The organism is Catenuloplanes nepalensis, from assembly GCF_030811575.1.
Taxonomy (GTDB): Bacteria; Actinomycetota; Actinomycetes; order Mycobacteriales; family Micromonosporaceae; genus Catenuloplanes; species Catenuloplanes nepalensis.
This window is the reverse complement of the sequence record NZ_JAUSRA010000001.1, coordinates 5,537,328-5,551,080: the sequence shown is the minus strand read 5'-3', so window position 1 is coordinate 5,551,080 and position 13,753 is coordinate 5,537,328. Positions and strand designations below refer to the sequence as shown.

Annotated in this window: 7 protein-coding genes and 1 pseudogene; all 8 read left to right on the top strand. The window is 74.7% G+C overall.

The genetic code is table 11. The features are described from left to right. The first annotated feature begins 26 nt into the window (after positions 1 to 26). The gene (locus J2S43_RS23645; protein WP_306832683.1) at positions 27 to 857 is read left to right on the top strand and encodes an SDR family oxidoreductase; all 831 of its coding nucleotides are present in this window, start codon (positions 27 to 29) and stop codon (positions 855 to 857) included. Positions 858 to 918: 61 nt separating this feature from the next. Continuing rightward, positions 919 to 2,280, top strand: coding sequence for a sulfatase family protein (locus J2S43_RS23640; protein ID WP_306832682.1), 1,362 nt, complete (start codon positions 919 to 921; stop codon positions 2,278 to 2,280). A gap of 66 nt (positions 2,281 to 2,346) precedes the next feature. Beyond that, positions 2,347 to 2,568 (top strand): hypothetical protein, encoded by a 222-nt coding sequence (locus tag J2S43_RS23635; RefSeq protein WP_306832681.1) that lies wholly within the window; start codon positions 2,347 to 2,349, stop codon positions 2,566 to 2,568. Between the two features lie 218 nt (positions 2,569 to 2,786). Then, a pseudogene (locus J2S43_RS23630) lies at positions 2,787 to 4,292 on the top strand (replication-associated recombination protein A); the annotation flags it as partial. Between the two features lie 952 nt (positions 4,293 to 5,244). After that, complete coding sequence (locus J2S43_RS23625; RefSeq protein WP_306832679.1) at positions 5,245 to 10,092, top strand: hypothetical protein; 4,848 nt, start codon at positions 5,245 to 5,247, stop codon at positions 10,090 to 10,092. A 124-nt stretch (positions 10,093 to 10,216) separates the two neighbouring features. Further along, entirely contained in the window at positions 10,217 to 10,669 is a 453-nt protein-coding gene (locus J2S43_RS23620) for a DUF948 domain-containing protein (RefSeq protein WP_306832677.1), read from the top strand. Positions 10,670 to 10,696: 27 nt separating this feature from the next. After that, positions 10,697 to 10,993, top strand: a complete 297-nt coding sequence (locus J2S43_RS23615; RefSeq protein ID WP_306832675.1) for a hypothetical protein — start codon at positions 10,697 to 10,699, stop codon at positions 10,991 to 10,993. After that, positions 10,990 to 13,671, top strand: coding sequence for an alanine--tRNA ligase (gene alaS, locus J2S43_RS23610; protein ID WP_306832673.1), 2,682 nt, complete (start codon positions 10,990 to 10,992; stop codon positions 13,669 to 13,671). Before J2S43_RS23615 ends, alaS begins: the two co-directional genes overlap by 4 nt. The last annotated feature ends 82 nt before the right edge of the window (positions 13,672 to 13,753 follow it).

Below are 13,753 nucleotides of genomic sequence, written 5' to 3'. Positions count from 1 at the left end.
GAGCAACTACCTTCGGGAGCGAGACGATGACCTACCTGATCGTCGGCGCCGGGGGACACCTCGGCGGCGAGGTCGCCCGGCGGGCTCTGGAGCAGGGCCATCGGGTGATCGGGACGTACCACTCGGCGCCGGGGGAGATCCCCGGCGTCGGGTGGCGTCCGGTGGACGTCCGCAATCGGGTGGCGGTCCGCGAGCTGTGCGCCACGGTCCGCCCGTCCGTCGTGATCAACACCGCGGCTCGGTACGGCGACTGGGCGACCACCGCGGACGGCGCCGCCTCGGTCGCGCTGGCCGCGGCGGACGTGGGCGCCCGCCTGGTGCACCTGTCCACGGACGCGCTGCACGGCGGGCGCCCGGAACCGTACGGCGACGACGAGGTGCCGTCGCCGATCACGCCGTACGGCGCGTCGAAGGCCGCGGCCGAGACCGCGGTGCGCGCGCTGCATCCGGGTGCCGCGCTGGTCCGTACGTCGTTGATCATCGGGGACGAGCGCAGCGCGCAGGTCCGGCTCTGCATCGACATGATCACCGGCCGGACGTCCGGGGTGCTGTTCGCGGACGAGTTCCGCTGCCCGATCGGCGTGGCGGACCTGGCCGGCGCCGTGCTGGAGACGGCGGTCACCGGTCATGCGGGCGTGCTCAACGTCGCCGGGCCTGACGCGGTCAGCCGGGCCGAGCTGGGGGAGCTGGTGGCGCGGCACTTCGGGCTGGACCCGATGCGGGTGCCGGTCGGCACGATCGCGGCCGCGGGTCTGCACCGGCCCGGGCGCGTCGTGCTGGACTCGTCGCGGGCCGCGAAGCTGCTTACCACGCGCATCCGTGGCGTTCGCGAGCTGCTCGATCACCGTCCGGAGTGAATAATGTTGCCCTGTCGTGACATGGGATGATTTAGAGTGAATTAGGACTGATCATCGACTGATGATGGTTCTACGACGCGCGCTGGGAGCGGCCCTGCTCGCGGGGCTCACGATGATCACGGTGGCTCCCGCCGTGACGGCCGCGCCAGCCGCGCCGGCCGCGCCGGCCGCGAAGCGGCGCCCCAACGTGCTGCTGGTCGTGCTGGACGACGCCGGCCTCGGCCAGACCGACGTCATGCGGCACACGCGGGCCTGGCTCGGCCGGACCGGGCGGGACTACACGCACGCGGTCGCGACCACGCCGTCCTGCTGCCCGAGCCGGTCGTCGATCCTCAGCGGGCGGTACGTGCACAACACCGGCGTGATCCAGCAGGACAAGATCGGCGTCTACGACCACGACCGGACGCTGCAGCACGACCTGAAGCGAGCCGGGTACGCCACCGCGGCGGCCGGGAAGCTGTTCAACGGGTGGGAGCTGGCGAAGAAGCCGCCGTACATCGACCACTGGGCACTGCAGCACGGCGGGTACGTCAAGGCGCACTTCAACGTGGACGGTACGAACGTGTACCCGCCGTACTCGACCACGTTCACCGGGCAGCGGGTGACCGGTTACATCGACGAGTTCGAGAAGGACGACGACCGGCCGTGGTTCATCTACGCCGGGTTCGTCGCGCCGCACTCGCCGTACACGGCCGAGCCGAAGTACGCCGATCGCGCGTTCACGTGGCGTGCCAATCCGGCGACGCGCGAGAAGGATCGATCCGACAAGCCTCCGTATGTCCGTAGATTTCGGGTGACAGGGCCGGAGGGGGCGCGGACCGCGGTCGCGCAGATGCGCACGCTGCTCTCCGTGGACGACCAGATGGAGGCGATCCGGCGCCGCCTGGCGGCGACCGGCGAGCTCGACGACACGCTCGTCGTCTTCCTCTCCGACAACGGCAAGTCGCTCGGCGAGCACGGGCTGCCCACGAAGTTCGTGCCGTACCAGGGATCGATCCGCGTTCCGCTGATGCTCTGGTGGCCGGGTCGCATCCCGGCCGGTCGCGACGGAAGGCTCGCGCCGCTGATCGACATCACGCCCACGGTGCTGGAGCTGGCCGGGCTGTCACCCGGTTACCGCGTGGACGGGCGCAGCCTGCTCACCGGCGGGCGCCGGGACCGGGTGCTGCTCGAATACTGGCAGGACAGCGCCAACGGCAACGTCCCGACCTGGGCCTCCACCTATGCGCCCGGCGCGTACCAGTACATCGAGACCTACGACGGCCGGCGCGTCGACCGGGAGTACTACGACCTGCGCCGCGACCCCTGGCAGCTGACCAACCTGCTCGGCGACCGGGCCACCGCGGGTGATCCGGACGTGCGGCCGCTCTCCGACGCGCTCGCCCGCGCCCGGACCTGCGCCGGAGCCGCCCACTGTCCGTGAATGAGATTTCGCGCGGTTGGGTACAGCGAGGTCAACCTCTTACATACACCCCTCCCGGAGGATGGCATGCTGGCTCTCATCGCCGCCGGAGTCTTCGGCTTCGCGCTCCTGCTCGACCTGCTGAACACCAACTTCGGCGCCCCCGACCTCTTCAACTGGAACACGCTGGTCCTGATCGGCCTGTTCCTGCTCTCGCTCTACCTGGGTGGCGTGGGCTCCGGGCCGCGCTCCGGCACGGGCACCGGTGGTGGCCGCCGCTACTTCGGCCGTCGCCCCGGCCGCGGCTGAGGATCAAATTCATTCGGCGGTACGGGTAGCCCGTCCTCTCCGCTCTGCGCCGGCCCCTCGGCCGGAGCGTCGGAGAGGGCGGGCTTCCCGTCTCCCCGGCTGCCGCCCCGACCGCCCATCCCTGAGCGGACCGAACGACATCCCCTTTGATCTGGATCTTCGTTCTTGGTGGGTCCGGCGTGCGAGAGCGTGGGAGCGTGGGCGGTATCGTTCGTGGCGTGGAGGTCGAGGGGCTGTTCACCGTCACCGAAACGGGCGGCGTCAGCGTGACGCCGGACCGGAACGGCACCGGCGCCACCCCCGATGCGCAGGGTGCCAGTTTCGTCGCGCCCGGTGATGACTCGCCGCTCGCGGTCCGCATGCGCCCCCGCACGATCGACGAGCTCGTCGGCCAGTCGCACCTGCTCGCGCCCGGTGCGCCGCTGCGCCAGCTGGTCGGCGACGCCGCGCCGATGTCCGTCATCCTGTGGGGCCCGCCCGGCAGCGGCAAGACCACCATCGCGCACCTCGTCGCCGGCGCCACCAACCGCCGCTTCGTCGCCATGTCCGCGCTCTCCGCCGGCGTCAAGGACGTCCGCGCGGTGATCGACACGGCCCGCCGGGAGCGCCGCTACGGCGGACCGCCCACCGTGCTCTTCATCGACGAGGTGCACCGCTTCAGCAAGACCCAGCAGGACTCGCTGCTCGCCGCGGTCGAGGACCGCACGGTCACGCTGCTGGCCGCCACCACGGAGAACCCGTACTTCTCGGTCATCTCGCCGCTGCTGTCCCGGTGCGTGCTGCTCACGCTGCACCCGCTCACGGAGGACGACGTGCGCGGCCTGATCCGGCGCGCGCTGACCGACCCACGCGGCCTGGACGGCGCGCTCACGCTGGCCGGCGACGCGCTGGAACACCTGATCCGGCTCGCCGGCGGCGACGTGCGCAAGGCGCTGACCGCGCTGGAGGCCGCCGCGTCGTCCGCGCTCGCCCAGTCCGCCACCGAGATCGACCTGGCCACCGCGGAGCAGGCCGTCGACGTGGCCGCGGTCCGCTACGACCGGGCCGGCGACGCCCACTACGACGTGACCAGCGCGTTCATCAAGAGCATGCGCGGCTCCGACCCGGACGCGGCACTGCACTGGCTGGCCCGCATGCTGGTGGCCGGCGAGGACGCCCGGTTCATCGCGCGCCGCCTGGTCATCTTCGCGTCCGAGGACGTCGGCATGGCCGACCCGGCCGCGCTCCAGGTCGCGACGGCGGCGGCGCAGGCCGTGCAGCTGATCGGGCTGCCCGAGGCGGGCCTGAACCTCTCCCAGGCCGTGATCCACCTGGCCACCGCGCCGAAGAGCAACTCCGCCACCACCGCGCTGGGTGCGGCGATGGCGGACGTGCGGGCGGGCAAGGGCGGCCCGGTGCCGCGCCACCTGCGCGACGCGCACTACCCCGGGGCGAAAGGGCTGGGGCACGGCTCCGGCTACCGGTACCCGCACGACGACGCGCGGGGCGTGGTGCGCCAGCAGTACGCGCCGGACGACCTGGCCGCGGCGGAGTACTACGAGCCCACGGACCGTGGCTTCGAACGCGCGGTGGCCGAACGCCTCCCGAAGCTCCGCCGCGTCGTCCGCGGCACCCCGATGCCACCCCGCCGCGACCCCGCCCCGGCCTCTCCGGCCGGTTCGATCACCGACGGTGATCGGGTCGCCGCCGCCGGTGGCGTGGCCGAGCCCGGGTCACCGGCCGAGGCTGCCACCGGATCAGCGAAGGCGCCGGCTGGGGTTGTCGGTGGGTCGGCGGAGGTGCCGGCTGGGGTTGTCGGTGGGTCGGCGGAGGTGCCGGCTGAGGTTGGCGGCGGATCGGCGGAGGTGCCGGCTGAGGTTGGCGGCGGATCGGCGGAGGCGCCGGTTGCGGCGCCCGCGGACGGTTTGGCGGTGGACGGCCGATCGGCCGCCGCCGTGCCGGACGGCGCGGGCAGCGGGGCGGCCGAGGCCTCCAGCGGGGCGGCCGGGGTCTCCAGCGAGGCGGCCGGGGTCTCCAGCGAGGCGGCCGAGGCCGGGGCGGTGACACCCGCGGGTGATGTGCCCGGGCCGGCGGTGGACGGGGAACCGGCCGAGGTGACGGACGGTGATCGGCCGGTCGGCGCCGCGCCGGCCGGGAAGGCCGGCGGTCGGCGAGGGAAAACCGCTGGCCGGCGGCGTGCGGCGGAGCCGTCGGCGGAGGTCGGCGAGTGAGCCGGGCGTCGGCGCGAGGTTGGTGCAACCACGCGGCGGACGGCCGTGACCGGCCGTCCGGCGGTGGCGAAAAACGGCGGCATGGCGCACGCTCGCTGGAGGGCTCCGGCCCGCCGGGCGCGCGGCGGCGCCCCGGAGTGACGTCGCTCACCGTCCCGCCGGGCGACGGGCGTGTGGCCTGCGAGCCCGCGGATCGGGCGGCGCCGGTCCGGGACGGCACGTGGACGGCGGCGGGCGGACGGTTTGTAACTTGGTGGGTCACGCCCCGGGCAGACCGGGTCAGCCCGGGCGATGCGCGGCCGATCGGTACGGGGCATGACCCGGCCGCGAGCGCGGGTGTGACGGAACGAGACCCCGCCGGTCCGGGCACGACCGGGCGGGACGCGGGGGCCATGGCCGGTGCGGCCGTGGCCGGCAGGACGTCGGCGATCGACCGCACGTCGGTGGAGACAGAGAGAGTGGTTGCGTGAGGGCACGGGGTTCGGACGGTGCGGACGACGGCCAGGAGGCCGGCGGCCAGAAGCGCGGGCGCCGATGGGGCATCGGCCGATCCGGCACGCCCGCCGACAGCCCGCCGCCGGCCGAGGAGGTCTCCGGCGAGGAGACCGGCTGGCTCGACGACCTTCGCACCGCGAAGCAGTCCAACGTCGATCTGAGCGACGGCGCTCCCGCGCTCCCGGCCGGCGCCGGCTTCCCCGCCGCGCCGGACCTGGCCCCGGACGACGACCTCAATGCCGCCGGCGGTGCGCCGGGCGGCCCCGGTGGCCCGCGCCCCGACCAGGACGGCGGGCCCGGCGAGACCCAGGGCGGCCGCTTCGGCTCGGGCAGCCCGGCACCTCGGCCGCGGCCCGGCCCGGAGCCCGGCGCGATCCCGCAGCAGGGCGCGCGCGGGCCGTTCGGCGGCCCGGACGGCGGTCCGGGTCACGCTGGTCCCGGCGGCCGGCGAGCGGGTGGCCCGGACGGTGGCGTGCCCTTCGGCGGTCCCGACGGTGGTTCCGGTGACGCGGACGGCGGTCCCGGCGGCTTCGGTCCCGGCGGTTCTGGCGGTCCCGGTGGCCCGGGTGGTGCCGGTGGCCCCGGTGGCCAGGGCGGCTTCGGTCCCGGCGGGCCGGGTGGTCCCGGCGGCTTCGGTCCCGGTGGGCCGGCGGCTGCCGGTGTGGCCGGGCCCGGTGGACGCAGGCCGGGCGGCCCCGACGGCGGTTTCGGTGGTGAGCCGAACAGCGGTGAGATCCGTGGCGGGCGTGCCGCGGCCGGCATGGGCCCGCAGAACGCACCCTTCGGCGGTGGCCGGGCGGGCGCGCCGCAGGGCCAGCCCTACGGCGGCGAGCAGGACGGTTACGACCAGAGCGGGCGCCGCGCGGGCGGCATCGAGCAGGGCGTCCCGTTCGGCGGCGAGCCCGACGGCCGCCGCGCGGCCGGCCCCTACGGCGAGCCGAACAGCGGTGAGATCCGTGCGGGACGTCGTGCGGCGCCGGACGGCGCGCCGAGCGGCCCTTACGGCGCGGGTGAGCCGGGTGCGGGCCGGCCCGGTGGCGCGTTCGGTGGTGAGCCGAACAGCGGCGAGATCCGTGCGGGACGTCGTGCGGCGCCGGACGGTCCCTACGGCGCGGGTGAGCCGGGTGCGGGCCGGCCCGGTGGCGCGTTCGGTGGTGAGCCGAACAGCGGCGAGATCCGCACCGGACGTCGTGCGGCGCCGGACGGCGCGCCGATCGCCCCCTACGGCGCCGGTGAGCCCGGTGCCGGCCGGCGTGGCGCGGGCGAGCCCTACGGCGACGAGCCGACCAGCGGCGAGATCCGGGCCGGGCGGCGGCGTGCGGCCGAGCCCGGTGCCGCGGAGCAGCGTGGCGGCGGTTTCGGTGGCGACGCACGCGGTGCCGCGCCGTACCCGGCGCCGCGTCGTGGCGACGACCAGCCCGGTGCCGGCGACCGGCGTCCGGGACCGGCCGGCCCGCCCGCGGCGCGGCACTCCGGCCCCGCCGAGAACTCGCAGGACGCGTTGATCGACATGCGGTCCACCGCCGCCAGCGACGAGGAGATGGGCGCGGGTAACCCGCACTCCTGGGCGTTCACCCCGTCCCGGCAGAACCCCGAGGTCAGCCGGCGCGGTGGCGCGAGCGGTTCGCGGTCCCGGTTCGCCGGCCCGGCTGACCAGCCCGGCGAGCTGCCGGCCTCCGGCAACGCCCCGGCGCTGCCGCCGGGCGCGGTGGCACCGGTCTCCGGCGGACGGTCCGGCCCGGTGGGCAGCCGCGCCGACCACGGTGGCGGCCCGCACAGCGCGGGCGGCCCCGGCGGCGCGGTCCGCGACCGGTTCGGCGACGGCGGGCGGGGCCAGGACGGAGGCCGCGGCTTCGGCCAGGCCGGTCCCGGCGGCGCCGGGCGTCCCGGTGCGGACGGCCCGCAGCCCGGTGTGACCGGCATCGACGGGCTCGTGGGCGGCCGGCACGGCGGCCCGGACGGTCCCGGTGGCCCGGACGCCCGCAACCCCGGTGGCGGTTTCGGCGCCGGCCGCGACGGTGGCGCCGGCCGCGACGGTGGCCGCGGTTTCGGCCCCGGCCCGGACGGCGTCCGCGGCGGCCGGCCCGGTTTCGACGGCCCCGACGGACGGCCCGGTTTCGACGGCCCCGACGGACGGCCCGGTTTCGACGGCCCGCAGGGCGGCCGTCCCGATGGTCTTCAAGGTGGTCGTCCCGACGGCCTTCAGGGCGGGCGTGCTGGCGGTCCGCAGGGCGGGCGTCCCGGCATGGACGGACCGGCCGGACGCGCGGGCGGGCGGGCCAGCGCGCCCGTGCCGCCGGTCATGCCCGGCCGGCCCGGAGCCACCCCACCGGCTTCGCTGCCCCCGTCGGCCCCGTCGCTGCCGCCCGGCGTGGAGCCGGTCTCGGGCGCGCCGGGCAGCCCGGCGGGCCCCCGCGCGTCCGGCGCGGGCGCGCCGACCGGCGCGATCTCCGGCCGGGATCGTTTCCGCGCCCCGCAGCCCGACGGCGACGACCCCACCACCGGCCGGGTTCCCGGCCAGCCCACCGGCCCCGGCCGCGCGGGCGTGGCCGGAGCCGCCGGCGTCCCCGGCATGCCCGGCGCACCGCGCCGCCCCGGCGACGACGATTCCGGCCGGTTCGGCCCGCGCCCCGGCGAGGACGGCTTCGGCCGCTACGGCGACGGTGATCGCGGCCGTGGTGGTCCCGACAGCGGCGAGTTCCGGCAGACCGGCCGGCGCGGTCGCGCCGGCGACGGCCGCACCGGCACCGGCGAATTCGACCGGGCCGGCCTGCGCGGCGAGGGCTCTCGCGATGGTGACCAGGGCCGTCGCGGTGGACGCGGTGGCACGGGTGAGATCGACCGGGTCGGCCTGCGCGGCGAGGGCGCGCGCGATGGTGGACCAGGTGACCAGGGCCGTCGCGGTGGACGCGGTGGCACGGGTGAGACCGACCGGGTCGGCCTGCGCGGCGAGGGCGCGCGCGATGGTGGACCAGGTGACCAGGGCCGTCGCGGTGGACGCGGTGGCACGGGTGAGATCGACCGGGTCGGCCTGCGCGGCGAGGGCGCGCGCGACGGTGGACCCGGCGACGAGGGCCGCCGCGGTGGACGTGGTGGACGCGGTGGCACGGGTGAGATCGACCGGGTCGGCCTGCGCGGTGAAGGCCCGCGCGGCGGCCGCACCGGTAGCGGCGAGTTCGGCCAGGTCGGCATGCGAGGTCAGGGCGACGGCGGTCGTCGCGGTCCCGGCCGCGCCGCGATCCCGGGGCAGGGCGACGGCGGTCACGAGGGCCCCGGCGGCAACGCCGGTCCCGGTGATCCGTCCGGTTTCTCCGCCGGTCGCGACGGCGGTCCCGGCCGTGGGTTCGGTCCCGGCCCGGACGGCGGCCCCGGCGGCTACGGTCCCGGCCGTGACGGCGGTGCGGGTTTCGGCCCCGGCCGTGACGGTGGAGGTCGTGCCGGTGGCCCCGGCGGTTACGGCCCCGGCCGTGACGGAGGCCCCGCTGACGGCCGTGGCTTCGGCGCGGGCCGTGACGGTGGCCCGGGAGACGGTCGTGGCCGTGACGGTGGTCCCGGCGGCTTCGGTCCAGGGTATGACGGCGGTCCCGGTGGCCGCCCCGATCATGACGGTGGGCACGGTGGCCGTGACGGCGGTCCGGGCGGCCCGGATTTTGGCCCGGGCCGCGAGAGCGGCCCGGCCGGCACCGGCGGTGACCACGGTCCCGCCCCGCGTGAACTAGGCCCGGGCAGCACCGGCGCCCCCCGCGATCTCGGTCCGGCCGGCCCCGGTGGCCGCGTGCCGGGCGGCCCCGGAGCCGACACCGCTGCCGGGCCGCGCGAGATCGGTGCCGCGCGCGCCGCCGTGCGCCCGCCGGGCGCCGAGCCCGGGCCGGGTCTGCCGCCCGGCCCGGCGCCGAGCGCGCCCGGCCAGACGGCCGGCGCGGCGGCCGTACCCGGTCAGGCCATGGTTCGTCGTGGTCCGCTGCCCGAGGAGGGCAGCCTGGACGCCGCCGCCCGGGCGGTCGCGCGCGGCCCGCGTGCGCTGCCCGCGGAGATGGCGGCGCTGCCCGGACGGGCGGCCGTGGCCGCGCTGCCGGCCGGGAACGGCGACGGCGGCCTGGAGAGCGGAGCGCTGCGTCCGGCGGCCGGGCGGGACTCCGTACCCGCGGATGGTGTTGATCGTGAGAAGAAGGAGCGGGAGCAGCGGCACCTGCGGCTGGGCGCGCTGGTGCTGGCGACCGTGCTGCTGCTCGGCGCGCTGCCGCTCTACTTCGGCATCCGGGCCGCGACCCGCGACCCGGTGTTCAACTCGCTGGACGATCTCGGCGTGCCGGCCTGGGCCGCGCAGGACACGAACGACCAGATCAGCGGCTCGCGGTGGTGCTTCATCGACTGCCGGCTGCGGACCCGGATCAGCACGTCGGAGCGGCCGCCGGAGGAGACCACGCAGGTCTACCAGGCCGCGCTGTCCGATTCCGGCTGGCAGCGGTGGGAGGTCGACGGGTGTCCGGACCAGCCGGTGGAACAGGGCGACTACTCCTGCTGGCGGCGGGACGAGCTGACGCTGGACCTGTGGATCCGGCCGCCGGCCTGCGCGAACGACGCGCTGGCGCTGCGGCCGCCGGTGGACGCGACCGTGGAGGGCCAGGAGGCGGCGCCGCCGGCGGACGCGGACTGCCCGGGCGCGGCTGTGTCGATCAAGGTGAACAACGCGATCGGTGACGGCCGGACCCAGCCGCAGGCACCCGTACCCTCGGATCTGATCGGTGAGACGCCGGAGGCGACGTTCGACCTGCCCACCGACTTCCCGACGGACCTGCCGACGCCCGCGGCGACGTAGGACGCGCACGACCGCGCCGCCGCGCGGCGGCGTGTCACTGAGGGTAGGGTTCGCACGTTGGCGCAGAGTGGACGGTGTCACCTGCCCGAAATGCATATACAGCGTGGGATGAAGGGGAAGACGCGTGGACGGTGGAGAGATCGCTGCCCTGATCGGGGCCGGGGCGTTCGCGATGCTCGTTCTGGTGCTGGCGGTGCCGATTCTGCGGCTGCGGCACACGATCGACGCGGCGACCCGGGCGATCAACGACCTGAACGACCGCACGGAGCCCATGCTGCGCAACGTGAACCTCACGATCGAGGGCGTGAACACCACGCTGGACCAGGTGCACACGTCGCTGGACGGGGTGAACGTCCAGCTGGCGAAGGTGGACACGATCACCGGCCATGTGCAGAACGTGAGCGCCAACGTGGCGAACCTGACCACCGTGGTCTCGGCCGCGGCCGCGAACCCGCTGGTCAAGGTCGCGGCGTTCGGGTACGGCGTGCGCAAGGCCGCCGCCGCCCGCCGCGGTGCCGAGGAGGAGCGCGAGGTCAAGGACGTGCTGCGCGCACGCCGCCGGGCCGGTCGTCGTTAACGGAATCCAGCACGGGAGGATGTTCCTATGAAGCGTCTGCTCTGGCTCGGGATCGGCCTCGGTGTCGGCGTCCTGGTGGTCCGTCAGGTGACGAAGATGGCACACGCGTACACGCCGCAGGGCCTGGCCGAGAGCGCCCAGGAAACCGCTGGCGGCCTCGTCGAGTCGGTGCGTAGCTTCGTCGATGACGTCCGGATCGCGATGGCCGAGCGTGAGCAGGAGATTCACGCCGCCTTCGCCGAGGGCGTGTTGTACGACGACCAGTTCGCCGAGGAGCGGGGCTACCCGCTCGACGGCATCGACACTCAGGAAGGCCGCAGATGAAGACCGCGGAGATCAAGCGACGATACCTGGCGCACTTCGAGGCCAACGGCCACGCCGTGGTGCCGTCCGCTCCGCTGCCGGCCATTGACGACCCGAACCTGCTGTTCGTCAACGCCGGCATGGTGCAGTTCGTGCCGTACTTCCTGGGTCAGCGCCAGCAGCCGTGGCCGCGCGCGGTCTCCGTGCAGAAGTGCATCCGGACGCCCGACATCGACGAGGTCGGCAAGACCTCGCGGCACGGCACGTTCTTCCAGATGAACGGCAACTTCTCGTTCGGCGACTACTTCAAGGCCGGTGCGATCCCGCTGGCCTGGGACCTGATCACGAAGTCGGTCGACGACGGCGGCTTCGGGCTCGACCCGGAGCGCATCTGGGCGACGGTCTACCTCGACGACGACGAGGCGATCGAGATCTGGAAGCAGACCGGCATGCCGGCCGAGCGGATCGTGCGCCGGGGCAAGAAGGACAACTACTGGTCGATGGGCATCCCCGGCCCGGCCGGTCCCTGCTCCGAGCTCTACTACGACCGCGGCCCGGCGTACGGCCCGGACGGCGGCCCCGAGGTGGACGAGGACCGCTACCTCGAGTTCTGGAATCTCGTCTTCATGCAGTACGAGATCACGAACGTGCGCAGCAAGGAAGAGTTCGACATCGTCGGCGAGCTGCCGGCGAAGAACATCGACACCGGCATGGGCCTGGAGCGGATGGCCTCCATCCTGCAGGGCGTCGACAACATGTACGAGATCGACGAGATCCGCCCGGTGCTGGATCGCGCTTCTGAGCTGACCGGCAAGACTTATGGCGCTAAATCGGGACATGCGGCCTCCGAGTCGCACCCGGACGACGTGCGCCTGCGTGTGATCGCGGACCACGTGCGCACCTCGCTGATGCTGATCGGCGACGGCGTTACGCCGTCGAACGAGGGCCGCGGCTACGTGCTGCGCCGCATCATGCGCCGCGCGATCCGGTCGATCCGGCTGCTCGGCTGGCAGGACAAGGCGCTGCCGGAGTTGCTGCCGGTGGCCCGGGACTGCATGTCCCCGTCGTACCCGGAGCTGGCGGAGGAGTTCGACCGCATCTCCACGTACGCGTACGCGGAGGAGGACGCGTTCCTCGCCACGCTGCGGTCCGGCACCACGATCCTGGACACCGCGATCGCGGAGACCAAGTCGCAGGGCGGCGCGAAGCTCTCCGGTGACAAGGCGTTCCAGCTGCACGACACGTACGGCTTCCCGATCGACCTGACGCTGGAGATCGCGGCCGAGCAGGGCCTGTCCGTCGACGACGAGGGCTTCCGCCGGCTGATGACCGAGCAGCGGACCCGGGCCAAGGAGGACGCGCGGGCCCGTAAGACCGGCCACACGGACGTCTCCGCGTACCGGAACGTGCTGGAGGACGGCGGCGCGGTCGAGTTCACCGGTTACGCCGAGACCTCGCGCGAGTCGCGGGTGCGCGCGCTGCTGAACAAGGGCGAGCGCCTCCAGTCGGCCGGTGAGGGCGACACGATCGAGCTGGTGCTGGACACCACGCCGTTCTACGCCGAGGGCGGTGGCCAGCAGCCGGACACCGGCCTGATCACGGTCGGCGGCGGCCAGGTCGAGGTCTACGACGTCCAGCAGCCGGTGCCGGGCCTGATCGTGCACAAGGCGCGCGTGGTCCGCGGCGAGGTGCGCCCCGGTGAGTCCGGCTTCGCCGAGATCGACACGAACCGGCGCCGGGCGATCTCCCGATCGCACACCGCGACGCACCTGGTGCACCAGACGATCCGCAACTTCCTCGGCGAGGCCGCGACCCAGGCCGGTTCGCTGAACGCGCCGGGCCGGCTGCGCTTCGACTTCAACACGCCGCAGGCGGTCCCGCCGGCCGTGCTCCACGACGTGGAGCAGCAGGTCAACGAGGTGCTGCTGGCCGACCACGAGGTGCACGCGTTCGTCACCTCGCAGGAGGAGGCGCGTCGCCTGGGCGCGATGGCGCTGTTCGGCGAGAAGTACGGCGACGAGGTCCGGGTCGTCGAGGTCGGCGACTACGCCCGCGAGCTGTGCGGTGGCACCCACGTGGCCCGGTCCGGCCAGCTGGGACTTGTGAAAATTCTCTCCGAGTCGTCCATCGGTTCCGGCGTGCGCCGGGTCGAGGCTCTGGTCGGCATCGACGCGTTCGGCTTCCTCGCCAAGGAGCACCTGCTGGTGTCCCGCCTCGCGGATCTCTTCCGGATCCCGGCGGATCAGGTGGGGGACCGCGTCGAGCAGACCGTCACGGCGCTGCGGGACGCGGAGAAGGAGCTGGAGAAGCTGCGCGCCCAGGCGGTGCTCGGCGGCGCCGGCGCGATCGCGGACGCGGCCCGTGACCTCAACGGCATCGCCTACGTCGGTGCGGAGGCGCCGGAGGGCGCGGCCGGCAACGACGTGCGCACGCTGGCCATCGAGATCCGCGGGAAGATCGACCAGAAGCGTCCCGCGGTGGTCGCGGTGGCCGCGAAGTCCAACGGCAAGGCGTCACTCATCGTAGCGACGAACGCGGCAGCCCGCGATCGGGGCATGTCCGCGTCGGACCTCGTGAAGGGCGCGCTGGGCGGCCGCGGCGGCGGCAACGCCGAGCTGGCGCAGGGCGGCGGCGTGCCCGCATCGGAGACCGTTAAGCTTCTGGGCGCGATCGAGAGGTCGATTTCCGAGGCCGGCTGATAGCGCCATACGCCGATCGGCCATTACTCTTCGCATCGTGGCCCGATCGACGTCAGGAGGCGCGTGTTTCAGCGTGGCAGGG